The sequence below is a fragment of the Dolichospermum sp. UHCC 0352 genome (genome assembly GCF_009711925.1).
Classification (GTDB): domain Bacteria; phylum Cyanobacteriota; class Cyanobacteriia; order Cyanobacteriales; family Nostocaceae; genus Dolichospermum; species Dolichospermum lemmermannii.
Window position 1 is genome coordinate 14,321 of sequence record NZ_VIKY01000058.1, and the last position, 24,588, is coordinate 38,908.

General features: G+C 39.4%; 25 protein-coding genes and 2 pseudogenes. 7 read left to right on the forward strand and 20 right to left on the reverse strand.

The genetic code is table 11. The annotated features are described in order from the left end of the window. Window positions 1-202 precede the first annotated feature (202 nt). The 5 genes from FJR06_RS04060 to FJR06_RS04080 form a co-directional block, all read right to left on the reverse strand. The gene (locus FJR06_RS04060) at window positions 203-1,831 is read right to left on the reverse strand and encodes a DUF4114 domain-containing protein (RefSeq protein WP_254434388.1); all 1,629 of its coding nucleotides are present in this window, start codon (window positions 1,829-1,831) and stop codon (window positions 203-205) included. Beyond that, window positions 1,832-2,053 (reverse strand): hypothetical protein, encoded by a 222-nt coding sequence (locus FJR06_RS04065; RefSeq protein WP_168650868.1) that lies wholly within the window; start codon window positions 2,051-2,053, stop codon window positions 1,832-1,834. A 28-nt stretch (window positions 2,054-2,081) separates the two neighbouring features. Continuing rightward, the gene (locus FJR06_RS04070) at window positions 2,082-2,399 is read right to left on the reverse strand and encodes a hypothetical protein (protein WP_168633832.1); all 318 of its coding nucleotides are present in this window, start codon (window positions 2,397-2,399) and stop codon (window positions 2,082-2,084) included. A gap of 621 nt (window positions 2,400-3,020) precedes the next feature. Further along, a complete protein-coding gene (locus tag FJR06_RS04075) occupies window positions 3,021-3,596 on the reverse strand; it encodes a DUF924 family protein (protein ID WP_015081165.1) in 576 nt (191 codons plus the stop codon). A 5-nt stretch (window positions 3,597-3,601) separates the two neighbouring features. After that, the gene (locus tag FJR06_RS04080; protein ID WP_015081166.1) at window positions 3,602-4,168 is read right to left on the reverse strand and encodes an SRPBCC family protein; all 567 of its coding nucleotides are present in this window, start codon (window positions 4,166-4,168) and stop codon (window positions 3,602-3,604) included. A 428-nt stretch (window positions 4,169-4,596) separates the two neighbouring features. On the opposite strand from FJR06_RS04080, the gene rd reads away from it, so the two are divergent. The 3 genes from rd to lpxD all read left to right on the forward strand — a co-directional run bounded on the left by rd (window position 4,597) and on the right by lpxD (window position 7,199). Continuing rightward, entirely contained in the window at window positions 4,597-4,761 is a 165-nt protein-coding gene (rd, locus tag FJR06_RS04090) for a rubredoxin (RefSeq protein WP_015081168.1), read from the forward strand. An 86-nt stretch (window positions 4,762-4,847) separates the two neighbouring features. Further along, window positions 4,848-6,089, forward strand: coding sequence for an NAD(P)/FAD-dependent oxidoreductase (locus tag FJR06_RS04095; RefSeq protein WP_168650882.1), 1,242 nt, complete (start codon window positions 4,848-4,850; stop codon window positions 6,087-6,089). Window positions 6,090-6,164: 75 nt separating this feature from the next. Next, the gene (lpxD, locus tag FJR06_RS04100) at window positions 6,165-7,199 is read left to right on the forward strand and encodes a UDP-3-O-(3-hydroxymyristoyl)glucosamine N-acyltransferase (protein WP_168633828.1); all 1,035 of its coding nucleotides are present in this window, start codon (window positions 6,165-6,167) and stop codon (window positions 7,197-7,199) included. A gap of 229 nt (window positions 7,200-7,428) precedes the next feature. Here lpxD and FJR06_RS04105 read toward each other — a convergent pair whose 3' ends face one another. The 4 genes from FJR06_RS04105 to FJR06_RS04120 all read right to left on the reverse strand — a co-directional run bounded on the left by FJR06_RS04105 (window position 7,429) and on the right by FJR06_RS04120 (window position 9,832). Next, the gene (locus FJR06_RS04105) at window positions 7,429-7,833 is read right to left on the reverse strand and encodes a biopolymer transporter ExbD (RefSeq protein ID WP_168650870.1); all 405 of its coding nucleotides are present in this window, start codon (window positions 7,831-7,833) and stop codon (window positions 7,429-7,431) included. After that, entirely contained in the window at window positions 7,833-8,471 is a 639-nt protein-coding gene (locus tag FJR06_RS04110; RefSeq protein WP_015081172.1) for a MotA/TolQ/ExbB proton channel family protein, read from the reverse strand. The genes FJR06_RS04105 and FJR06_RS04110 overlap by 1 nt, the downstream gene beginning before the upstream one ends. Window positions 8,472-8,483: 12 nt before the next feature. After that, the gene (locus FJR06_RS04115) at window positions 8,484-8,687 is read right to left on the reverse strand and encodes a hypothetical protein (RefSeq protein WP_168633826.1); all 204 of its coding nucleotides are present in this window, start codon (window positions 8,685-8,687) and stop codon (window positions 8,484-8,486) included. 515 nt (window positions 8,688-9,202) lie between these two features. Then, entirely contained in the window at window positions 9,203-9,832 is a 630-nt protein-coding gene (locus FJR06_RS04120; protein ID WP_168633825.1) for a class I SAM-dependent methyltransferase, read from the reverse strand. A gap of 93 nt (window positions 9,833-9,925) precedes the next feature. Here FJR06_RS04120 and hemH point away from each other — a divergent pair, with 93 nt between their 5' ends. Continuing rightward, complete coding sequence (hemH, locus tag FJR06_RS04125) at window positions 9,926-11,092, forward strand: ferrochelatase (RefSeq protein ID WP_148762713.1); 1,167 nt, start codon at window positions 9,926-9,928, stop codon at window positions 11,090-11,092. A gap of 233 nt (window positions 11,093-11,325) precedes the next feature. Here the strand turns inward: hemH and FJR06_RS04130 are convergent, their stop codons facing one another. Beyond that, complete coding sequence (locus FJR06_RS04130; RefSeq protein WP_168650872.1) at window positions 11,326-11,865, reverse strand: DUF4126 domain-containing protein; 540 nt, start codon at window positions 11,863-11,865, stop codon at window positions 11,326-11,328. 339 nt (window positions 11,866-12,204) lie between these two features. On the opposite strand from FJR06_RS04130, the pseudogene FJR06_RS04135 reads away from it, so the two are divergent. Beyond that, a pseudogene (locus FJR06_RS04135) lies at window positions 12,205-13,365 on the forward strand (RNA-guided endonuclease InsQ/TnpB family protein); the annotation flags it as partial. A 181-nt stretch (window positions 13,366-13,546) separates the two neighbouring features. Here the strand turns inward: FJR06_RS04135 and purB are convergent. Next, window positions 13,547-14,842 carry an adenylosuccinate lyase gene (purB, locus tag FJR06_RS04140; protein WP_041458503.1) on the reverse strand — a complete coding sequence of 432 codons (1,296 nt, stop codon included), beginning with the start codon at window positions 14,840-14,842 and terminating at the stop codon, window positions 13,547-13,549. Between the two features lie 216 nt (window positions 14,843-15,058). Here purB and FJR06_RS04145 point away from each other — a divergent pair, with 216 nt between their 5' ends. Next, window positions 15,059-16,483 (forward strand): sensor histidine kinase, encoded by a 1,425-nt coding sequence (locus FJR06_RS04145; RefSeq protein WP_168650874.1) that lies wholly within the window; start codon window positions 15,059-15,061, stop codon window positions 16,481-16,483. Here FJR06_RS04145 and FJR06_RS04150 read toward each other — a convergent pair. From FJR06_RS04150 to FJR06_RS04190, 8 genes are all read right to left on the reverse strand, one after another. Then, complete coding sequence (locus tag FJR06_RS04150; protein ID WP_015081179.1) at window positions 16,458-17,111, reverse strand: hypothetical protein; 654 nt, start codon at window positions 17,109-17,111, stop codon at window positions 16,458-16,460. The genes FJR06_RS04145 and FJR06_RS04150 overlap by 26 nt on opposite strands. Before the next feature lie 115 nt (window positions 17,112-17,226). Continuing rightward, a complete protein-coding gene (locus tag FJR06_RS04155) occupies window positions 17,227-17,421 on the reverse strand; it encodes an NAD(P)H dehydrogenase subunit NdhS (RefSeq protein ID WP_015081180.1) in 195 nt (64 codons plus the stop codon). Between the two features lie 113 nt (window positions 17,422-17,534). Further along, entirely contained in the window at window positions 17,535-18,848 is a 1,314-nt protein-coding gene (gene rodA / locus FJR06_RS04160) for a rod shape-determining protein RodA (RefSeq protein ID WP_015081181.1), read from the reverse strand. 256 nt (window positions 18,849-19,104) lie between these two features. Beyond that, on the reverse strand, window positions 19,105-20,175 hold the full coding sequence (locus tag FJR06_RS04170; RefSeq protein ID WP_015081182.1) for an Mrp/NBP35 family ATP-binding protein: 1,071 nt from the start codon (window positions 20,173-20,175) through the stop codon (window positions 19,105-19,107). A 622-nt stretch (window positions 20,176-20,797) separates the two neighbouring features. Next, on the reverse strand, window positions 20,798-21,379 hold the full coding sequence (locus tag FJR06_RS04175) for a CPBP family intramembrane glutamic endopeptidase (RefSeq protein WP_168650876.1): 582 nt from the start codon (window positions 21,377-21,379) through the stop codon (window positions 20,798-20,800). A gap of 49 nt (window positions 21,380-21,428) precedes the next feature. Continuing rightward, on the reverse strand, window positions 21,429-22,469 hold the full coding sequence (locus FJR06_RS04180; RefSeq protein WP_168650886.1) for a DUF3326 domain-containing protein: 1,041 nt from the start codon (window positions 22,467-22,469) through the stop codon (window positions 21,429-21,431). A gap of 61 nt (window positions 22,470-22,530) precedes the next feature. After that, window positions 22,531-22,701, reverse strand: coding sequence for a hypothetical protein (locus tag FJR06_RS04185; protein WP_015081185.1), 171 nt, complete (start codon window positions 22,699-22,701; stop codon window positions 22,531-22,533). A gap of 182 nt (window positions 22,702-22,883) precedes the next feature. Next, window positions 22,884-23,201, reverse strand: coding sequence for a 2Fe-2S iron-sulfur cluster-binding protein (locus FJR06_RS04190; RefSeq protein WP_041458113.1), 318 nt, complete (start codon window positions 23,199-23,201; stop codon window positions 22,884-22,886). 100 nt (window positions 23,202-23,301) lie between these two features. Between FJR06_RS04190 and FJR06_RS24860 the strand changes: the two are divergent. Then, window positions 23,302-23,487 (forward strand): annotated as a pseudogene (locus FJR06_RS24860) (hypothetical protein); the annotation flags it as partial. Between the two features lie 220 nt (window positions 23,488-23,707). Here FJR06_RS24860 and FJR06_RS04195 read toward each other — a convergent pair. Next, window positions 23,708-24,442, reverse strand: coding sequence for a GDYXXLXY domain-containing protein (locus FJR06_RS04195; protein ID WP_015081187.1), 735 nt, complete (start codon window positions 24,440-24,442; stop codon window positions 23,708-23,710). Window positions 24,443-24,588: the final 146 nt, after the last annotated feature.

A 24,588-nucleotide genomic window follows, 5' to 3' on the forward strand; every position in this document is an offset into this window, starting at 1 on the left:
GGCTTATCTGTTTGCTTCCACACCCGCCCAGAAATGAATTTCCGGGCTAATAGCCAAAGTAAACTAAAGTTTACTCAAAAATTTTTGGGTTATTTAGTCATCTTTAGATGACTTTTGCTATTAGACTGGGAATGAATTCCCAGTCGGGATATGGGTTTTACGTTAAGTTGACACCATTAAGCTCTTGCTTTACCCCTACCCGCTAAACGACACTCAAGTTTACTTTGACAATAATATCATTGTAATCCTTATCTCCCCCACCTGCTAAATCTTCAAAACCAAAGACGTTATTTCCTAACAAACGAATGTGATCTACCTTATCACTATTAGCTCCTAAATAGGCAAAGTAAGCTTGGTCAACTTGTCCATTTAGAACTTGATCTACTGTCCGACCATCAGTAAGGATAAACGGCGCAAAAATACTTCCTCCTGTCAATGTTTTATCTGTAAAAGTCCCAGTTCCTTGGTTATTAACTCTGAGGTCAATTCCCGTAACACGATTTTTGATGGCTGCTTGAGCATAACCTGAGTCACCAGGACGAAAATCAACAGTACCATTACCATCAACATCAATACCACCATTTTCATCTGCTACTTTATAAAAGCCGACGAAGTTATTAAAAGCTGCTTCTCTATTCACAGTAAAATCAGCTTTTACATTGTTGGTTATACCTCTTAAATCAAGAACTTCTCCTTGTTGCTTTCCTTGTAGATTTGTACCCAAAGGTAATGAGTCGTCGGTGGATTTAATATTAACTACCAAATCTTTGAAGTCAGTATTATTATTAGATCCATCTTTCCAAGCTAAGGAGAAACCATCAGTACCTAAGTCGGTAATTTTTTGGCGGGAGATGTCACAGAAAAGTATATCTGAAGTGGGGGTAATTCCATTTTGGACGCTATAAATTGTACCATTTTTAACTAATAAGAATCTCAGGTTATTGCCAGATTCAAATTCTATTAGGCTTGTGAGGTTGTTGATATCAAATCCATTGGGGACATTAGCAATAGTTGAGAAAATCACTTTTGATTTGTTCAAAACTGCTTGGGTATAACCTGTTTCCCCTGGAGCAATGCCATTTATTTTCCCTTGGGCATCGTCAACTGTAAATACACCCAGTTCATTGACTAGATTAGAATTACGTCCTGCGAGGTTGACTTGAAGTTTTGGTGTGTTACCAGAAATTGTAAAGATGTCATCAGCAATTTTGCCGAGGCTAAGGGTACGTTGTAAAGATCCAGTGATGTCAACGGTTACTGTTGCGGTGTCGAAATTCCCATTACCGTCACCAACAGTATATTCAAAAGTATCAAAATCTGTTGCTTCGGGTGCTAACAAATCAAACTGTCCATTAGGATCATAAGCAAGAGTTCCTGCGTCAGTGAGGCTAACAATAGCTCCTGATGATAAAGTCACCTTATCGCCCAAGGAGATATCGCTATTGTTGATTTTAGTAATCGTTAGAGAGTCATCATTAGGATCACTGTCGTTGCTTAATACGTTAATTTCAACAGAAGTTGACGAGGTGGTGTTAGTGGTGTCTGCAATGGCAATGGGGGCTTGAGCAGATTGTTTGAGAGCATCAATTAAGACAGAAACCACTTGTGAAGCATCCGCCGCCTGAAAGTTTTTGCCACCGGTTGCATTGGCAAGTTTTGTAAAATCGGCCGCTGCTGATGGATCATTCCCAATAAGAACACTGAAAATTTCGACTGGAACGATGATTGGAGAGCCTGTAGCATCGGCAGATAATACAGAGAAACTGGTAACAGAGAGTCCGTCTGTGGGGTTAGTGGTTTGGACATCACTGGCAATTTCACGGGCAAGCAATCATAAAAAACCCGGATCGAAAAATTTTTTTACAAGCTCAAACTGCGCTCCTACTGCAAACCTGCCAACACTTTTCATAAAATCATTTTTGTCTACTTTAACTGAAGTTGGCACAGGTAGTGTTGCAGGACGAATCAGTTTATCATCAACAAGATTACTAGGAGTTGATTTAATTCCATACAAATACCAATTGGTAATTTCTGCTGGTGTTAAATTTGCCATGATGACCCTCCATTATTAATTTTAAGTTTTACCATCGGACTGCACCACAATTTTGTGGTGCATTTTCAAACTTAATTATTTTTGATTTTTGATTACCTTTATCATCCAGATAACGGACTTCAAAATTAAGAACTATGGCATCACCAGAATTATATCCAGTGATGCGATCTAAAAAATTAGCCGGTGGAAGGTCATATCCTCCCCCAGGATTTACTTGGCAGCAATTCGGATTTTTTTGGATAAATTCCTCAAAATTATCGTACCTAATTTGCCTATAATACTGAGTTCCTTTATCTACGGTTTCTATTGGGATACGTTCTCTGTTATTTTGATAATTGAATGCCATCTGAATTTTTTCTTTGTCACTTAGATAGCGCATTTGCTTAAAGCAAAATTTTGAATAATTTAGACCAAAATACAAAGTAGTAACGGATACTATTGTACTACAGACAGTTGTTAGCCAAAATCTAAGAGTCATACTTGTTGCTAATTTTTTAGCATAAGAAGAGGTAGAGCCAAATAATATTGAGATTGAGATAGATAAACAGTAATACATTGATTTGTGGTGAAAATACCACAAAAATAGGGTTGTTTGTCAATTTTTGATACAAAAATACAAAAAATGGTAGCTAGAATAACTAGACTACAATCCAGTGTATTCAATAACACAAAACCCAAGTGATTTTAAAAGTTTATCAAACCCATGTCATCCATCTAAAGACGTAGATTAAAAGATTTTTAGTAAAATTAAGCACGATTTAGAGAAAGCAGCGCACTAAAAAAGGGAGTTGTGGAAATAACCCCCTGACTTAATGCTTTGTGACTGGACAAATTAAAACGTTTACTGGCAGATATGTAAAGAAAAATTTCCTAGGAGGCTACTGTATGCTACGGAAACACATACTCACAGAGAATTAACAGTTTCAAACCCACATAGAGTGCGGGGGAAAATAACCCAATCCCCAACTTAAAATGAAGAACCAGGTTCTTCCAAAAATTCCTCTTCTTCTGGAGTAGAAATCCGTCCTAAAATGGCGTTACGATGGGGAAAACGACCAAATCGGGCAATTATTTCCTTGTGTCGAAAAGCTGATTCAATCGCTTTTGCACTATAGGGATCATGACTAAGTTGTTGAAATAGCTTAATGCACTTGCGTTGATCAATTGGGTCTTCACTGTGTTCAAAGGGTAAATATATGAACCAGCGTTGCACAGCCAATAATTTTCTATCATAGCCTTTGTTTGTGGCGTGTTGCGCTAATGACAGTGCTTCCCAGTCCGTTGCAAAGGCTTGTGGGGTATCACGAAACATATTTCGGGGAAATTGATCTAGTAACAGAATTAAAGCTAGACAGGTTTCTGGTGAATTCATCCAATCATGTAAATATCCGGCTACCGCTTGTTGGTAATCTTCCAGAAAAAGGTCGCGGACTTTAGCATCGAAATCCGGTTGTTTTTCAAACCAAAATGGTTGAATTTTCCCGTAGTTTGGGTCATTAGGATGACCAAACCAAAAATCCAAAATAGTTGTTACCTCTGACATTGCTATTATTGATGATTACAAAGCACCTGTCGCATTTTACATAGATTTGCTGGTAACTCCAAATTCATTGCCTGTTCAATAAAAATTGAGGGAATGGGAATATTGGGAGTGGCTTGTACCGTATAAGCTAAGAGAGTACCATTACCCATATCTTTAAGTTCTAACTTGGCGTGAAAATCTGTAAATGAGCCTTTTTCCATCTGAAAGTGGATTTGCTGTCCTAATACTTCCACCACAGTCAGATAAATTTCTACTTGGGCTGTAAAAAATAAAAAAGCTTTTTGTGCTGCTTGATACAGACGCTTAACATCACCTCTGGATATAACTTCGCTTTTAGTAACATCGGGAAAATATTGTACCCAACGGGGGTAATCTGTAATTTGTTGCCAGACATGGGATCTAACTAGTGGTACATACATACAAGCGGTAACAGCACCGCCCCAGTTAGTATGAGAGCGAATTTCTGTGAAGACTTCTCCCTGAATGAGTAATCTTTGCTGATCTTGATTCCAAAGGGTATCTAATAGAGGTAGCTTGGCGTAAGCGACATTTTTAAGATTTGAGGTTGACATAATATAATGCAGATATAGTGATTTTGGTAACTTTTTAAGTGATTAACCTTGATGATTTCATTGAGTTTAACTCACTTAATTCTAATTACAGTTCAATTTATGGAGTTTTCGCAGATAATTAGTCTCAAGTTCATTTTCAAGAGAGTAAATTGGAGTTAAGAGAAAAACACCGTGAGTCAATCTTCTTTAAATGGCAAATTCATCCAGGGTTTTGGGATTCTTTTGGGGATGAGTGTCTCCTTATTTGTACTGAGAGGTTTGGGTATTATCACCTTCCTTCCTGGTGGTTTAATTACTCTACTGTTCTTTGGGGCTATAGCTTTAGCAATCTTCAGTTATTGCTCAAGGAGATGGTGGCGTTTTTAGTTTCATAATCAATAATTATTACATCAAAAAAACTGACAAGTCATTGATCAGAGGTAAAAAAGATGCAAAACTATATATGTACCGTTTGTGATTATGTCTATGACCCAGAAATAGGTGATCCTGATGGTGGTATAGAACCAGGAACGGCTTTTGAGGATATTCCAGATAATTGGGTATGCCCAGTGTGCGGTGCTGAAAAAACTGAATTTGAGTTATATGAAGAGTAATATGGAGATAGGATAGATCCGATAGATACCCGACTTCTTGAAGAAGTCGGGGATCTGAAATCTGAAATATTAAAAAATTTTTGAAGTTGTTACCCTTGCAAATTGTAGTTATTGGTGGTGGGGCGGCGGGATTCTTTGGTGCGATCGCTTGTGCTGAAGCTAATCCTCAAGCCCAGGTTACTTTAATCGAAGCTAGTCGTCAACCTTTGGCGAAAGTTCTCATTTCCGGTGGAGGACGTTGTAATGTCACCCATGCTTGTTTTGAACCCAAAATTTTAGTTCAGAATTATCCTAGAGGTGGTAAAGCCCTGTTGGGTGCATTTACCCGGTTTCAACCTCTAGACACCATAGCTTGGTTTACGGAACATGGGGTGAATATAAAAACGGAAGCTGACGGACGGATGTTCCCAATTACAGATCGTGCAGAAACCATTGCTGAATGTTTAATTAAGGCGACTTTTGATGCCAAAATAGAACTTTGTATTGGCACACCTGTTACCGCTGTCACTCGCAAAAATGCCGGGTTTGAAATTCTGCTCAAATCGGGAGAAACGAAAGAATGCGATTGCTTACTTTTGGCTACAGGTAGCAGTTTAGCAGGTTATAAAATCGCTAGAGAATTAGGTCATGACATCCAACCCCCTGTACCTTCTTTGTTCACCTTTAATATTGCAGATCCTCAACTGCGGGAATTAGCAGGAATTAGTGTTAATTCTGTAAATCTGCGCTTACCTGGGACTGGAAAAACCCCATTCCAACAAACAGGCCCATTGTTAATTACCCATTGGGGTGTGAGTGGTCCAGCAGTATTGAAACTTTCGGCTTGGGGGGCGAGAATTCTCAATGAAAACCGCTATCAACATAAATTATTGATTAATTGGTTGCCAGATTTATCCCAAGAGGAAGTGAGACAAAAACTTTTAACAGTCAAAGCTGAATGGGGACAAAAAGCGATCGCCCTCCATCGTGGTGTAGACTTACCACATCGGCTTTGGCAATATATTATCAATCGTACCCATATTCCCACAGAAGAACGTTGGGCAACCATATCCAACAAAACCCTAAATCAACTAGTCCTAGAAATCTCCCAAGGAGAACACCTAATTACAGGTAAAGGCGCATTTAAAGAAGAATTTGTCACCTGTGGAGGAGTCAACCTCAAAGAAGTCAACTTCAAAACAATGGAAAGTAAAATAGTCCGCGGCTTGCATTTTGCAGGTGAGATATTAGATATTGATGGTGTCACAGGTGGCTTTAACTTCCAAAGTGCTTGGACAACAGCCTACTTAGCCGGTCAATCCATGACAAAATCAACAGAAGATAACTAATTTCTTCCTTTGCGCCTTTGCTCCTTTGCGTCTGGGCGCGAAACAAAAATCTATAAATCGTGTTAGCAAATCAATATGAAATTTAGTGAAATTCTCAACCAGCTTAGTGATTATATTACCCAAAGTAGCCTTGAAACTGATGTAGAAATTACTGGAGTTGCAGCCATAGACGAAGCGACATCTGGAACTCTCAGCTATATAGAAGGCTCTAAATTTGCTTCATTGCTCAATTCTACCAATGCGAGCGCTGTAATTTTACCCCCAGATGAAAAATTGCAGAATCAAGCCACAGAAAAGGGGATTGCTTGGTTAACAACGAAAGAACCAAAACTGTTGTTTGCCAAAGCGGTCACTCTTTTTTATCAACCCTACCGTCCTAGTCCCGAAATTCACCCCAGCGCGGTCATTCACCCCACCGCCAAAATTGGTGATGATGTTTATATTGGCGCTCATGTTGTCATTTCTGAAGCTGTGGAAATTGGCAATTATGCCATTATTCATCCCAATGTTGTCATTTATCCAGAAGTCAAAATAGGCGATCGCACTACCTTACACGCTAATTGTACCATCCACGAACGCAGCCAAATCGGTGCAGATTGCGTTATTCATAGCGGTGCTGTCATTGGTGCAGAGGGATTTGGCTTTGTGCCTACCCGCACCGGTTGGTTTAAAATGGAACAATCAGGCTATACAGTTTTAGAAGATAGGGTAGAAGTAGGTTGTCATACAGCCATAGACCGTCCCGCTGTGGGGGAAACCAGGGTGGGCAAAGATACTAAAATTGATAATTTAGTCCAGATAGGACATGGTAGTCAAATTGGGGCTGGTTGTGCCATAGCAGGTCAAGCAGGCATGGCTGGAGGGGTAAGACTAGGAAATCGGGTAATTTTAGCTGGACAAGTGGGAATTGCCAATCAAGCTAAAATCGGGGATGGGGCGATCGCCTCTGCTCAAACTGGTATTCACGGCAATGTCGCACCGGGGGAAATTGTCTCAGGTACTCCAGCAATGCCGCACAAAGTGTACATCAAGGCGGCAGTAATTTATAATCGCTTGCCAGAAATATATCAATTCTTTAAACAATTAAAACGCAAATCAGGTGATGAATAATTGTCATTAAAGAATGAGATTCCGTTCTATAAAACTTACCCAAAATTACCAAAGTCTAGACACATCTGGACAGCGATAATCTTAGTGTTTATTTCCTGCTTCATCGCGGTCTTAGAATGACTTCCAATCTTGTTTGCCCGCTCCACAGACAATCTCGGTAGAACTTACCGTTTCTGACCGTAGTTCCTAAAAAGAACCCCACACAGTTGCTACTCTGATCACTAACCTGTTAAGGTGCTTGTGTGGCAATTGCTAATCTTGCTCCTTTTACCTGCCGCACCCGATCCATCACTACCACGACTTGACCATGAGTAGCACTTTGATCAGCATTAATAATCACTATCACTTCCGTATTTTTGCCCATTAATTCCTGTACCTTTACTGGTAAAGTTTCCAAAGTTACTGGCTGGCGATTTAAACTCACATTCCCTGCTGAATCTACAGTAACGGTAATTGGTGCGGCTGATGATTGGGCTTTGGCTGTCCCAGCTTTAGGTAAATTAACTGGCAACCCTTCGGAACGATGTAAAAATAAAGTGGACATAATAAAAAATGTCAAAATAGCAAAGATGACATCAATCATCGGCACAATATTAATCTGGGCTGGAATATCCGGTTCATCTGGTAGACGCATTATGATTTATCCCCTCTTTCATACTGGTGACGATAAACTAATTCTAATTGCCCACCATATTCTTGAATCCAGGCAATTTGTCGTAAATACATTCCCCGAAAGCTATTCGCAAAAAACAAGGTAATAATAGCTACAACTAATCCCGATGCTGTGGATACTAAGGCTTCACTAATCCCAGAAGTGACACCAGCGGTTTTTGTACTACCGACATCACCAATATTTAATGATGCAAAAGAGCCAATTAAACCCAAAACGGTCCCTAATAATCCCAGCAAGGGAGCTAAACCAATAATTGTATCAAAAATATTTTGAAACCTTTTTAATAACGGGATTTCCGCCTGAGCCTCACTTTCTAAAGCCAAGCGGAATTCCTCTGGGTTGGGTTCTTCCAATTCTAAAGCCGCTAGAAAAATTCGCGCAATTGGTAAATCAGCATTTTTGTGTAGTATATCTAGAGAGGTAACTACATTACCTTGACGATAAAAACTTAACACCTGCTTGACTACGCGATTCTGACGGCCACTAATTCCTATCCAAAACGTAATCCGTTCCAGAATGAGAGTGATTCCTAAAACCGAAAAAAATAGCAGTGGCCACATAACTACGCCACCGGCTTTGAATAAGTTACTAATTTCCATTGACTGATACTTTTAACCGAGACATTCCCCGACATCTGAGATATCGTGAATATCTAGTATAACATCACCAACTGAGTTAGTGAAGGTGGTATCCCACATTGCCTTAGAACGTAATTCTAAGGCTCTTGATTGTCTATCAACGAGTTCAATACCCAAATTTTCTCTAGAACTACCAAGTTTTCTAAGGAAAGGTTTATTTTCTTTGTAGCCATTCAAGTCTATTCGGAACCATTACAGTTACTCAAAATATTTATTGACTTTAAATTAACTACAAAACTCTCATATATATTTAATATTATGAACCTATTGTCGGAAAATGTCAATAGATGTCTGAAGATTTGATGTCCTATTCTTTACTCTTTTACTAATTCTTGATACAGCTAGATTAACAGATTTTCAAGAAGAGCAAGTCTAGGCGATTGCTATGGCAGAGTGTATTTGTGGTATGATTTTTTCAACTGAATATTGGTACTGATGTTCTCAATGTTCAAAAAAATAAAAAAAATTTCTTTTTTTGGGGTCAAAACCTATTGACTTTATTTTCTCGGCGTGATATTCTGATAATGGGAATGCGTGCCTAAATAAAAATTTTGCTTACATTCCATTGTAATAATATAACTATATTAGCACATTTAGCCCGCCCCACACCCTCAAAATAAAAAATTTTTTTGAAAAAACTTATTTAAAAATAGCAAACCAATAATTTAAACTTATGAATTAGCACAAGAAACTCAAATCATCTTCCTGCCCTGAATCACCTGCAAACTTCCACCAGCATATAAAGTAGGTTTTCCCACATCAAAACCATAATCTCTTAACAAACCAGGTAAATCCGTTTTCAACAATTCCCAAGCCGTCTGGGTTTCAAACAACCAGAAAAATACCGCCAATCCCGGCCAAAATATCGGATTTGTGGGAGAGTGAAAATCTACCAAAGTGAAAACTCCTCCCGGTTTTAACACCCGATAAACCTCTTTAATGATTTTTTGCAGTTGTTCAGATTGCATTTCGTGTAAAGCCGCGCTAGTATGTACCACATCAAATAAATTATCAGCAAAAGGCATATTTTCAGCAAATGCTTTTATGTAAGTGGCATTTGGGACATTTTTCTGCGCTCGCTGGATAGATAATGGGGAAGCATCCAAGCCAGTGACATTTTCCGAAAAATTCACTAAAAATCTGGTTACTTGACCACTACCACAGCATAAATCTAAAATTTGAGTATCAGATTGCAGTTTTAAATTTTGTAAAGCCAGTTGACGAAACCGGGGTTCACCACCCACAGTCACAGCCGCTAACCGGGAGATGCCATCATACAGCCATTGGTATCTGTAACTTAAATCTCTAAAAATTGTGGCCATTGTTTTTTTCCTGCCGATAAAGCTTTATATTTAATAAAGATATATTGTTAACATTAGTGAAAAATCTGTAAGGATTGGGGGAAAGTAACTGCTATGGGTCGTATAGGGGTATTATTACTTAATCTCGGTGGTCCCGACAAACCAGAAGATGTCGGACCGTTTTTGTATAATCTGTTTTCTGATCCAGAAATTATCCGCTTACCGTTTCGCTGGATGCAAAAACCTCTAGCTTGGTTTATTGCTACGCGTAGAGAAAAAACATCTCAAATAAATTATCAGCAAATCGGCGGCGGTTCTCCATTGCGACGGATTACAGAAGAGCAAGGAGCAGCCATTAAAGCTCAGTTAGGTGAATTAGGACAAGAAGTTAATATCTACGTGGGAATGCGTTATTGGCATCCTTACACAGAAGAAGCGATCGCCCAAATTACTCAAGATAACCTTGATAAATTGGTAATTCTCCCGCTTTACCCCCAATTTTCCATCAGCACCAGCGGTTCTAGTTTCCGGTTATTAGAACAACTATGGAAGGAAAACCCCAAACTCCAAAGTCTTGAGTATACCGTTATTGACTCTTGGTACAAAGAACCAGGTTATCTGCAAGCAATGGCAGAACTTATAGTTGGCGAACTGGAGAAATTTCCCCGTCCTCAGGACGTGCATATCTTCTTTAGCGCCCATGGTGTACCTAAAAGCTATGTAGAGGAAGCCGGCGACCCCTACCAGCAAGAAATTGAGGAATGCACCGACTTAATTATGCAAACCCTCAACCGTCCCAATCCCCACACCCTAGCTTATCAAAGTCGTGTTGGTCCTGTTGAATGGCTAAAACCTTATACAGAAGATGCACTGAACGAACTCGGTGTAAAAGGTGTGAAAGATTTAATAGTTGTCCCCATTAGTTTTGTTTCCGAACACATCGAAACCCTACAAGAAATTGACATTGAATATCGAGAAATAGCGGAAGAAGCAGGAATACACAACTTCGGACGTGTCCCTGCGCCCAACACCAATCCGGTATTTATTAAAGCCCTATCCGACTTGATCATTGATGCTCTCAAACAACCTGACCTGAAACTCTCTCAAGTCACCCAAATGAAAAAAAGGGTAAAAATGTATCCCCAAGAACGTTGGGCATGGGGAATAACCACCAGTGCCGAAGTCTGGAATGGTCGGATAGCCATGCTAGGATTTATCGGGCTAATTATTGAGTTAGTTACTGGTAAAGGATTACTGCACGTGGTCGGGCTTTTACATTAATCTTCATAATTGTTCAGAGGGAACAGGGAACGGGCAACTTTCTAACAGGAAAAACTCATGTTTGAGTTAAACATGAGATTGAAATAATGACACTGTTTTTTTTGTGCTTACGCATCTTTTAAAAACATCTTTTTTTTGACAGAAGCTCTAAACTGGTGCAAATGAGTGTTTCTTATCTGTTCCCTGTTCCCTGTTCCCTGTTCCCTGTTCCCTTTTTTGGTAATTGTCAATTATCAATTTTTACCTTTAGACCAGTCGTACCAGTATTTTCCACTAAGAACAGCCAGCCAGAGGAGGATTAAAGCAATTAATCCTCCTTGAAAAGGAGCATCCACAGCAAGAAATACAAGTGTAACACACAGGGCATCTTGCATAAACACTGCCCATATTGGCAATCCACGCAAGCGATAAAACCAGCCTAATAAAACTAGCTGCAATACCAAAGCTAATAAACCACCAATCAAAGCAACTAACCAACTTGGTGCGGTTATCGCTGAAGCAACAGACAAGCCCATTAAAGCTCCTACCAAGGGAGACAAAAATAAATGAACTTGCTGGACTATTCTCTGGCCAATGAGTTTTTTGGAAGCGAATAGTTCAAATAAAGACCAACTGGTGAGTAGTCCGATTAAAACATGGGGAGAAATGCGTGATAGGACTGGCATCTGCGACCAGAGTTCCTCCCCTTGGAGGATACCAATAATTAGTAAAGGTACACCTATTCTCATCCCAGCAGCAGCACCAGCAGATAATATAGCGAGAATTTCAATCATGGGTATATCCCCGACTTTACCAAATTAGCAAAGGTGCTTTATAAAGAAAATGCCGAAAACCCTTGAAGATGTGGCTGACTCAGGAAGCCACATCTGTGCTTCAGACAAGGGATGAAGGCTAGTTGCAGGATTTATCCTGCATTGACACTGGATCTGGCAGACTGTCTATCCAATCTTCTATTAGTCTAGTTACAGAATATTCTTTTTGTTCGGCTAATAACTTTAGTTTATGGAATCTGCGCGGTGTCGTTCTAATTCTTATATATTCAGTCTTCATCTTGTCTCCTATTTGTTTCCTATCTATGTTACTATATTAATAGGTCGTAAACAAATAAAGCAATGATAGTTCTAGAGTATAAAGTCAAGGGTAAACAGCATCAATATAACGCGATAGATGATGCAATTCGGACTACTCAATTCGTTCGCAATAAAGCGATTAGGTATTGGATGGATGCACCACGTGAACTAAAAGTTGATAAGTTTGCCCTGAATAAATACTCTACTGAACAACGGATAGAATTTCCTTTTACTGCTGAGTTAAACTCAATGGCTGTGCAATCAGCCGCAGAAAGAGGATGGTTTGCTATATCAAGGTTTTACGACAACTGTAAATCTAAAAAGTCTGGTAAAAAGGGATTCCCCCGTTTTCAAAAAGATTGCCGTTCCGTTGAATATAAAACATCAGGGTGGAAGCTACATAAAACAAAGCGACGCATCACTTTTACCGACAAGAAAGAGATTGGTGAACTCAAATTATTAGGCAAATGGGATATTCAATCCTACGAACTTAAAGACATTAAACGAGTGCGCTTAATCCGTCGTGCAGATGGATATTATGCTCAGGTTTGTATCGGCATTGATGTTGTAGATATTCAACCGAAAACGGGTAATGAAATCGGATTAGATGTTGGTATTGAGTCGTTTTACACTGACTCTAACGGACATCATGAACCTAACCCTAAGTTTTTGAGAAAGGCTGAAAAATCAATCAAACATTCTCAAAGACGGATTTACAAAAAGCATAAAGGTTCTAGTTGCAGAAAAAAAGCTAGAAAACTTTATGCCAAAAAGCACTTAAAAGTAAGTAGGCAACGTATAGAACACGCTAAGAGAATAGCGCGTTGCGTAGTCAAATCTAACGATTTAGTCGCCTACGAAGATTTAAGGGTTTCAAATATGGTAAAAAATCATTGTTTAGCAAAATCAATTAGTGATGCTAGTTGGTATTTGTTCCGACAATGGATTGAATATTTTGCTGTTAAATTTGACAAGATTGCTATAGCTGTTACTCCACACTATACTTCTCAAAAGTGTTCTAGTTGTGGCGTAATTGTCAAAAAATCTCTATCAACTCGCACTCATAATTGTAGTTGTGGATCGTATCTTCACAGAGATACAAATGCAGCAATTAATATTTTAAATCTTGCAAAAGCTAGGGGAGGGCATCCCCAAAGTAACGCTACAGGAGTTGAAGCCACTACTCTACTTGGTGCAAGCCTGGAAAAGCCAAGTTTTGACGATGAATGTAGAATCCCCTCGGCTTTAGCCAGGGGAGTGTCAAATTTTGAGTATAGTAATCAGCCATATATTTATTCTTCACTTTGCGACACGGAAGGAGTCAGTGGTCAGAGGGAATTGACAATTGATACCAATTACCAATTGACAATTACCAATCCTAGTTCTAAATACCCAGTCGTTGATAAACTTGTTCTAAATGCTTGAGATGATGTTGTGGATCAAAACAGGCTTCTATCTCTGCGGGTGACAAGTTTTGAGTGACGCGAGGATCTTTGCTGATTAAATCACGGAAGTTGCCTTCTGGTTTATTCCAAGCAGTGTGGGCGCTTTCTTGGACTATGGAGTATGCTTCTTCGCGGTTAAGTCCTTTGTCTATTAAGGTTAGTAATACCCTTTGACTAAAGACTACTCCCCCATAACAGTTGAGATTTCGGGCCATGTTTTCAGGATAAACCAACAAGTTATTTACCAAGTTGGTGATTTCATGCAGCATGAAATGAGTCAGAATACAAGCATCTGGTAAAATTACTCGTTCTACAGAACTGTGGGAAATATCCCGTTCGTGCCACAAAGCGACGTTTTCTAATACTGCCCCTGCATGACTTCTCACCAGTCGCGCCATCCCTGTTAACCGTTCGGAACGGATGGGATTACGCTTGTGAGGCATAGCACTAGAGCCTTTTTGCCCTTTAGCAAAAAATTCTTCAACTTCTAAAACGTCTGTTTTTTGCAAGTTGCGAATTTCTACAGCAAAGCGTTCTATGGATGCAGCGAGTAATGCTAACTGTTGCACAAAGTCTGCATGAATATCGCGGGAAATTACCTGAGTGGAAGCAGTATCGGGTTTCAGTCCGAGTTTTGCACAGGCAATCGCTTCTACACGTGGTTCAATGTTAGCGTAAGTTCCTACCGCACCGGATATTTTGCCAACAGCGATGGTTTTCTTGAGAATTTGTAGCCGTTCTTGGTGTCGTAATACTTCCGCTAACCAACCAGCTAACTTAAAGCCAAAGGTAATCGGTTCAGCGTGAATACCATGCGATCGCCCAATCATTAACGTATGCCGATGTGTTGTGGCTTTCTTACGAATGGCATCAATTACATCTTCTAGGCGTTTTAACAACAAATCCAGACTAGCAACTAATTGTAGTGATAAAGCAGTATCCAAGACATCAGAACTAGTTAAACCTAAGTGAATATAGCGTCCTGCATCACCTACATATTCATTAACATTTGTCAAAAAAGCAATGACATCATGATGGACTTCTGCCTCAATTTCTAACACCCGCTGCGGGTCAAAATTCGCCTTAGCCTTAATTTCTTCTACTGCTGCTGCTGGAATATAACCCAGTTCTGCCTGTGCTTCGCAAACCGCGATCTCTACATCTAGCCAGGTTTTCAGCTTATAGGTTTCACTCCACAAATTGCCCATTTCGGGCAGGGTATAACGCTCAATCACATTCACAGCATCTAATACAACTGTCATATTTTACATTGAAAATTACCCACTCTTAATGCTTATCCCCACCAGATAACCGTCATATTGCAATTGAAAATTACCCCAATTCCCAATTAAACTGAGAAAATTAAGCCTAAAAAAAGTAACATTTGCCGGAGTCTTAGCAATAATGCCAGAGACACGAACCAATATTAACTTGAGGTTAAGGACAAAAAAATGCTGGCTATGCATAGTATTCAGAATGTGGATCAGCTAAATCTCAAATTAGAATCAACTTTACAGGAATTACCAGTTTGGACAATTCAAATTGAAACAAATCATCCAGGTAATGAATTAGCAATGCTTTTTGAAGAAGATCCTTTGCTGCCAGGGATTATCTTGACTAAAGAAAAAAAATATGTAGGCATGATTTCTCGACGGCTATTTTTTGAACAAATGAGTCGTCCCTATGGTTTAGGACTATTTGCCGGTCGCCCTGTCGAATATCTTTATAATTTTTTACAACCTAAAACATTTATCTATCCAGAGGATACCCCAATTGTCGAAGCAACTCAAATAGCTTTAGGGCGATCGCACAAACAGGTATATGAACCACTGGTGATTACAGATCAATCTTATCAATATGGATTGCTAGATTTTCATCAGTTACTTTTAGCCAATTCCCAAATTCATGTTTTAACATTAAATCGCCTGCAAAAAGAAACAGAAAAAGCCAGAATAGCTAAGGCTGACTTTCGTGATCTTCAGCATAACTATAGCCGATTATTACAAAACGACAAAATGATTGCCTTGGGACAATTAGTAGCTGGGATTGCCCATGAAATCAATAATCCCATGAATTTTATTTATGGCAACCTCAATTATGCTATCGAATATTTTCAAAATATACTCTACATCCTGGAAAATTATAAACAAGAATTATCCTATGCTGACGCAATATCTGAAGCTAAAGAGAAGGGAATTGAAATAGAATTTATTCTGGAAGACTTACCAAAATTACTATCTTCCATGAAAGTTGGTGCTACAAGAGTAAATGAAATTGTCTTATCTTTACGTAATTTTTCCCGATTAGATCAAGCAGAAATTAAATTTGTTGATATCCATGAAGGTATAGAGAATACATTAATAATTCTCAAACATAGTTTAAAAGCTAGACCTGAGCGGTTAGAAATTGAATTAATTAAAGAATATGACAAATTACCATTAATAAAGTGCTATGCAGGGCAACTGAATCAGGTATTTATGAATATTCTTGCCAATGCTATTGATGCTCTTTCTGAAAGTGATAATTTAATTCTAAAAACCCGTAAAAATTTGCAAATTCGGATTCGCACAGAAATAACTAATGATAATTATGTTATTGTTCGCATTGCCGATAATGGTTCAGGCATTTCAGAAGAAGTCCAAAAACGATTATTTGACCCATTTTTTACTACCAAAGCTGTAGGCAAAGGAACAGGATTAGGATTAGGATTATCAATTAGCTACCAAATCGTAGTTGAAAAACATGGTGGTGAACTTTATTGTATATCTACTCCTGGAGAAGGTTCTGAGTTTATTATTAAAATCCCAGTTGTCTCGAATCACTCAGACGAAATACAGCAAACTTCAAAGTTTATGGATGAATTTGACTCAAAATAAACCGCAACCGATCATAATCATCTTTGAGTAACATACTCAGATGTCTTCCAGCTTTAATCAACCATTCTCGGTCAGTTTTTCGTAACTGATATATTCCCCGAATAGCGGCTGCGGCCAAAGAATCTACAGGCGCACCACTAATAAAAAGTAATGTTCGTAAAAAATCTAGTTCTTCTGTAAACTGAATAATTTCTTCTGCTTGACAATGATTAACAGCTTGGTGAATTTGTGGCGGACGAGGTGGCAAATATTGATACATTTTGCTGTTATTACTATTTAGAGATTTTTCTTTAAATCCCACAATCGCTGCTCGAAATTCAGTTTTGAGCATGGAAAATATTTGGGGTTGTTCCTCACGCAAAGCTTCTAAAGATAATCCTAGTGCAACTGCCCGATGTACAGAATCAATAGGCATCGTTGTGGCATGATAAACTACGGCATAAACTTGATTACCTGATTCTTCATCTACAGCACAAACCCAACTTCCAAAAGGTGGCATTGGTGGAAAACTCAAGTCTTCTGGTTCTAAACATTGAGCCAAAAATTCTGTAGTTGTGGTTTCAATTATCTCTGCAAAGTGATGGGAATGGCGATTGTCAATAGCAAACTGTGGTAAAGGTAGACGCATAAGCAATTAAAAATTATCAATTAAAAATTAAAAATGAATAAACATATTTTCTGAAGGTGCGATTAGTCAATAGTCTTAGTGAAAAACTAATAACCACTGACTAATAACTAAATTACTATTTCCCTTTTTTCTGGATTGTAGTTTCCACGGGTTCTAATTCTGTAAGACGGAAAGTAATTATTTTATCCCAATTACCACCTTCAAACAGTACAGCTACTTTACCATCACTAACTCGTTGGACAAGTCCTTCTGACCGATAATATGTATCAGCAGGATTTTTGACGCGAACAGTTGCTCCAGGTAGGATCATCATATTTACCCTTATTGGTTTCTTATTTCTAGCTTAATTGGTAATTGGTAATTGGTGATTGGTAATTCTATTCTTTCTCCTGCTTCTTGAACTCCTGACTCGGTGACTCCTCTTTAATAATACTTTTGGCGTTGACGATAATTAGCTACAGATTCTACTATACCGATGGCAATAAAGTTAGTCAGCATTGCCGAACGTCCATAACTCATCCACGGTAAGGGAATTCCCGCCACAGGTGCTAAACCAACTGTCATACCAACATTCACAATTAGTTGAAACACAATCATAGACAAAACACCAATAGCCAAAAGTGAACCAAAGTTATCTTTGGCGGTTTGAGCTACATGAAGCAAGCGGAAGCAAATCAAGAAAAAGACGGATAATAAAAGTAAACAACCCACAAGACCAAATTCTTCAGCAACAGCCGAGAAAATAAAATCTGTGTGCTGTTCCGGAACAAAATTCAGTTGAGTCATGGGACCTTTAAACAAACCCCAGCCCCAAACTTCACCAGCGCCAATAGCAATGCGAGATTGAATCAGGTGATAACCAGCACCAAGAGGATCATGCTCAGGGTTGATAAATACACTAAGTCGGTTTTTTTGGTACTCCTTTAATACATGATTCCAGGCAAAAAGGCCTAATTCGCCACCGAGCATATTTAGACAGAATGAAGCAATAGCAGCAATACCAAACCGCTTCCAAGGCAGACTAAACCAACCAACTAGTGCCATCACTACTGCCCATACTAAACCTAATATGCTTAATGATATGTCTTTAGATAACATTATGGGCGTTGATAATGGCCAAGATATACTAAATAATATTGCTGCCATTACCGGGGAAACCATGAGTATTAACCAGCCGGGGTTGGCATTTGCCCAGTACAACATTCCTAAAAATATTGCCCCAAATACCAGCGATGTTGCCAAGTCTGGTTGTAAAAATACCAATGCCCAAGGTACAACCGTAATTGCCAAGACACGGAAAACACTCTCTAGAGTAGAAGCAGTTCGCCTATGTAACAAAGCTGCTAAGGTAATAATTAATCCTAATTTGGCAAATTCTGAGGGTTGAACATTAAAACCCGCAATACTAATCCAACGCTGTGCGCCTTTGGCACTAGTACCAGCGAGCATGACAGCGATTAAACTAAAGTTGGTCAGCCCATAGATAAACCAATGCCACTCCATGAGGGTTTCATAGCGGCAACGAGCTAAAAATAAGGCGATTATTGTCCCAATAGCGGCTGTCAACCAGTGCCACCACCAGTCAGTTACAGGTTGCTTCAGTTCTGTACTCAGAATCATTAGCCCCCCGAACATACTAACAGCAACGGGGAGAAAAAATAGTAGCCCATCTATTTGTTGCCAGGGCTGAAGCCAAGATTGCCAACGCATTTTAGGGAACGAAGGTTTTAATAACATTGTGTGAGGAGGATGTTGGGCAGAAGGCAGGGGGCAGAGGGAGTTAGGGGGAGTAGGGGGAGTAGAGGAAGTAGGGGGAGTAGAGGAAGTAGGGGGAGTAGGGGGAGTAGGGGGAGTAGGGGAAGTAGAGGAAGTAGGGGAAAATTTTCTTCCTTCTTCCTTCTTCCTTCTTCCTTCTTCCTTCTTCCTTCTTCCTTCTTCTAAACTCCTGACTCCTGACTCCTGACTCCTGACTCCTGACTCCTGACTCCTGATCTTATGTCAAAGCATTAACTGATACTTTACCTGCTACAGTGAGAGCGATCGCTGTTAGGGCTTTGGCTGCGGCTGAGTTGGGTTCACCAATTACTATCGGCACACCAGTATCACCGCCAATCCGGGTAGAAATTTCTAATGGTACACATCCTAACAGAGGAACTCCCAATTCTGCGGCTGTTTTGGAACCACCACCAGAACCAAAAATGTCATATTGCTTATCTGGTTGATCTGGGGGAATAAAATAGCTCATATTTTCCACAATTCCCAAAACTGGGACATTTAACTGCTGGAACATCCGCAACCCCTTTCGGGAGTCCAACAAAGCTACAGTTTGTGGTGTGGTGACAATGACTACTCCTGCCATGGGGACAGCTTGGGTTAAAGTTAATTGAGCATCTCCAGTCCCAGGGGGCATATCCACAATTAAATAGTCCAGTTCTCCCCATTCGACTTGATAGAGAAACTGACGAATCACACCATTCAGCATGGGACCGCGCCAAATTACTGGCTGATCTCGATCAATCAAAAAGCCCATTGAAACCAGCTTGACACCATGATTAAAAGCCGGTTCGAGGATGTCTCCTGCTTCTGTAGAACGGACATTAATTTCGGAATCACTCAAACCCAACATTGTGGGATCATTTGGTCCATAAATATCTGCATCTAATAAACCGACCTTTGCCCCAGTTTGCGCTAAAGCCACGGCAATATTTACAGCCACTGTACTCTTACCAACGCCACCTTTACCGCTAGAAACAGCAATAATATTTTTCACCCCAGGTACGCCATTCCGGTCTGGTAAGCTTTTTTGCTGGGGTGTTTCTGCTGTTACTTCTATAATTACATCTGTGACATCAGGGAGTTTTTTAACAGCTTTTTTACAGTCTTCAACAATAAATTCCCGTAAAGGACAAGCGGGAGTGGTTAACACCAAAGTGAAACTAACCTTGCCACCGTCAATCTTGACGTTGCGAATCATATTCAGTTCTACCAGACTTTTGCGAAGTTCTGGATCTTCTACTGGTCGCAATACTTCCAGGACTGCGTGGGAATCTAGGACATCATACATAATGTGTTTACCGTTGCCGCTTACTATATAGCTTAAAAAATTTTCATTGACAGATACTAGAATCTTAACTTTATTGGGGCAGTTGTTGACACTCTGCGGTCTAAAGACACGCAGATTCTTTAAAACCTGCTTAAAAAGGATAGTCAATTATCCTCCTAGACGCTCAAGGCAACTACCAGTACGACAGGTATTGCAATTGCGCTTACTTTTGATTTTTTTTTGCTGCTTTTGTGAGTCCATCAATTTTTAATGTTAAACGCTCCATGATTTACCATTGCTTGTTTACCCAGGCTACGGCTATGCCGAGACGAGATAAATCAGGGGTTTCTCCTTAATAAAACACTTCTTGGCGTTGATGGTTATTCCTACTTGCTAATTAATTCTATCATGTCACGGCGAATAAATTCGCCGTTGGCACTTCCTCCACGCATCTATTGCCAAGTGGCTTCCGTGCCTTTCGTTCTATTTGGTGATTAGTCATTGGTCATTGGTTTCCTAATTTTGCCTATTGCTAAAAGCTCGACAATCCTTAAAAATCAAAGCAGCTATCATGTAGAGATTTTTTATGGGATTGACTCGTTTGACAAAAATCTGGGGAGGAATTGGCTGCTACCAGCCATATCTAAAGTTTTTGGATTTTCCATAAATAGCTAGATAGCCAATTTGTCACAATATGAGCAACTATTGGTAATAACAAGTTGCCACTTAATAAGGCACTATAACCAAGGATTATACCAATAATAGTTGCCCAAATTACATAAGGCCATTGTTGGGGACCGCTAAGGTGCAAAACTCCAAAACAAAGACTTGATACGATCACAGCGGTATGATCTCCACCTAAAGCGGGTAGCATGACACCCCGAAATAATAATTCTTCACTTAAACCGGGAAGTAATCCTAACCAGATTAAATCTGGTAAAGCTAGAGGTTTAAGAACCATTTCTAGATAATAATCGGCGCTTTTGCGATAGGGAGGGGAAAGGCGATAAGCTAAACCACTTAATATGGTAATAATTACACCTAAACTAATTCCTAATAATAAATCTTGTTCGCGCCAGTACCATTTAAAAAGGATGATATCGCCCCAACGTAACCATAATTTAGCAACTATCCAGAGAATAATTGCGGTTACACCCATTGCTACTAAGACTTGGGTGCGTGTTAAGTAGGGGATTTCTGGTTCTTGATTTTTTTGTTCAATCACAGGATTTTAGAAAAATAATTGGTAATTGGTAATTGGTGGTTAGTAATTGTTAATTGTTAATTGTTAATGAGGAAGGATTGATACCTGCTTTATGAGCGACTAATACGCCTACTGCTTCCAAATATGAGTTTACCTGTAAGGTTTGAATTTTTAACATAGAAGCAGGAACTTGGATCAAAGTTTTATTTTCTGCGACTGTAATTATTTGACATTGTTTATGACTTACACTCAATAAAGCACTATTTCCACAAGCGGTGGCGGGAACAATTAAAGCATCAACTTGATTTGCCCAGATATCAGTGGACAAAGAATTGTAATTTTTTGTATTAATGATAAATTGCGGGGCGTTACTCAAACCAACTAAAACACAAGGTAAGAAAGTATAGCCTAGTTCTTCAGCCGCTGCACGAGGGGATAAATTGGGGGACGCAGGGGCGGGAGAAAGGGCGGGAGCATGGGCGCAAGGAATTTTAAAGGTACGAACTAATAAATGACTAATGACGGCTTCTGCACCGGCTAGAGGGTCTACTCCTTGACCTTGACGATAGTTTTGGACTGCGGTTTCGTCCATATCTTCCGGGAACCGGGCAACAACTGCGATCGCTTCGGCTTTTTCTGCTATAATTAATTTCTCGGCAGCCCGTAATAAACTATCAGGATTCCCAATTGTTCCCCAACTTGCACCTGATGAAGAAGTTCGTAATTCTACGTTGAGCGGTGCGTCAGTAATCACATGATTTGTAATATTTAATCCTAAGGTTGCTCTGGCTGCGTCGGCTACCTGCAAGTGTCGCAGCATTAATTCCGGTTCAATAGCCTGGTCTAAAAGTAACCCGACTCTGTTACTACGGACAGGACGTAAGCCCCATTCTCCAGCCGCAAATTTATCTAAACCATATCCTTCGACATAGAAAGCGTTGGGAATATTCCAGTATAAACTTGCACCGTTCATGACATTGGGGTGAGTAATCAAGCGATCGCATACCTGTGATATAACTCTAGCTACTGGTAAGGCATCACCAGCATAACCGCCAATCGCTGCCCCAATGCCGGTGGGTATAATTAAAATTACGGTGTATGGTTTTTGAATGGGTATCACAGGTTTTTGTTTCGCGCAAAGACGCTAAGGAGCAAAGACGCAAAGAAGAAATTTAAGCGGTAACTACGGCTTCTACTGTTGCGATTTGTTGTTCTTCGTTAACAGCGGTAATAGACCAACGCAGGGGTTCACCTTGTTTTTGTAATTCGGCTGTAATGGCTTTTTCCAATTCTGTGGGGGTTTCTTGTAATTCGATTTCGGCGGTAATAAAGTGAGTTGTCATGATTCTAAATCCTTTGTATTTGTGATTTTGAGAATACAGAAACTTTTTAGGGATTGGTAATTATCAATTATTTACCTAGTACACAACGGCGTAAGTCAACTAACCATTAAAAATTCATGAAAAGCTTATACAATCTGCTTTTTTAATTTTTAATTGTTAATTTTTAATTCCGCCCTGCGGTACTACCCTTTCCCAAATTGTGCTTGATAAACGATGTCTTCTTTTTCTGTTTCAATTTTTAAATCAGAAAGAGGTTTAGCAACACAAAGTAGTGCATAGCCTTGTTTTTGCAAATCTGGACTTACACCCATACCATCTGCTTGCTCTACAGTTCCTTCTGTAACCAAAGCCGCACAAGTTGTACAAACACCAGCGCCGCAAGAAGTTGGTAGGTCTAAACCAGTAGCTGAGGCGGCGTTGAGAATAGTTTCATCTTCAGGAACTTGCAGAGTATATGTTGTACCTTGGTGGTTAATTTCTACGGTGTAAGTTTTGGACATATATAGCAGCAATTTTTGACAACAGACAAACATCTTATTCTACTTGATCATATATAGCAATCTTGTCTGATCTGAGAAAGTTTATCTTTTTTAATGACAGATAACTGATAAACGCGAACTTTCAGAACAGGATATTTGTACAAAATATATTTTACCTGCTTTGGTGCGTTCAAGGTGGGATATCACCAAGCAAGTCCGAGAACAGGTATATTTTACTGATGGTTGGATTTATGTTCAAGGGAATCAAACACGCCGGGGAAAGGCGAAAAAAGCCGATTATATTCTTTTGGACTAGATAACGCCAGGATTCTGGTTTAAGTGGCCTCGTTGAACCAGGAATCCCAGTGTCTTTAGACCGGGGAGTGTCAATTCACTCTCTCAATAAAAAGAGTGAAAATGTCAGAATCAGGATTTTTGATTGTTGTTGGGTTGATAAAATTTGGGAATTTTTTCTATCATCCTGTAAATCCTTAAATCTTGTAAATCATGATTCTGACAGATTAATCCTATTGAAAACGATAATTGCGATAGCCACGTTCACCATTCGCATCTCTTATGGATAAACCCGTAGGAATAGCATTACCTTGAGGATCTACTTTTACCCTCACTAAAATTGGTTGTTGTCTACCATTTCTGTTTTCCTGAACTTGTGAAATATCTTCATTAATCTGTTGTCTTTGTTCTTCAGGAATGAAATAGTTTTCCAACCCATAATTAATTAAACCGTTTTGATAATTACCTTTTAAAGCTACCTGATTATTAGATAAATCAACAGGGCGATTACTACTTACTCGGATAGGTTTCCAAGATTGGAGTTCATTCCTATCAAAAGATTGTCGTTCTTGCAAAATTAGATATAAGGTACTTCCTTGGGAAATTTGTCTACCTCTGCGGGAATTTCTTCGCAACCAATTATTCCAACCTGGTAATCTTCTCAAAGTTTCGGGACGAGAAATATTATAATCCAAGTTCAATGAAGAACCTCGGACAACATCATTAGGATTTATAGCTACAGTTTGCAAAATTACCGTCTTACCAGTCATGTCTGTATACATGGCTTGAGAAGGTACAGCCAAAATTAAACCTACTTGAACCAATAAAGGGGCAATTAATCGCCAAATCGGTAAAGGTTTATTAGCTTTCTGTTCTGTAGCAATAAGATAATCCCGAAAAGTTAACTTTTCAGAAAATTGCATTTCTGGGGTTGAGGTTTTTTTTGATTCAGGGAAGTCATTTTTCATGGGATTAATTTAGTAATTGGTAATAGATAATCGGAAAAAATACTTTTCCCATTACTGCTAATTTTTAGATAGGAATTTATCCGCAGAGATTTATATAGGGCTTGCTGAAAAAGTCTTTTCGTGAGGGCTAGGAGTCAGGAGTCAGG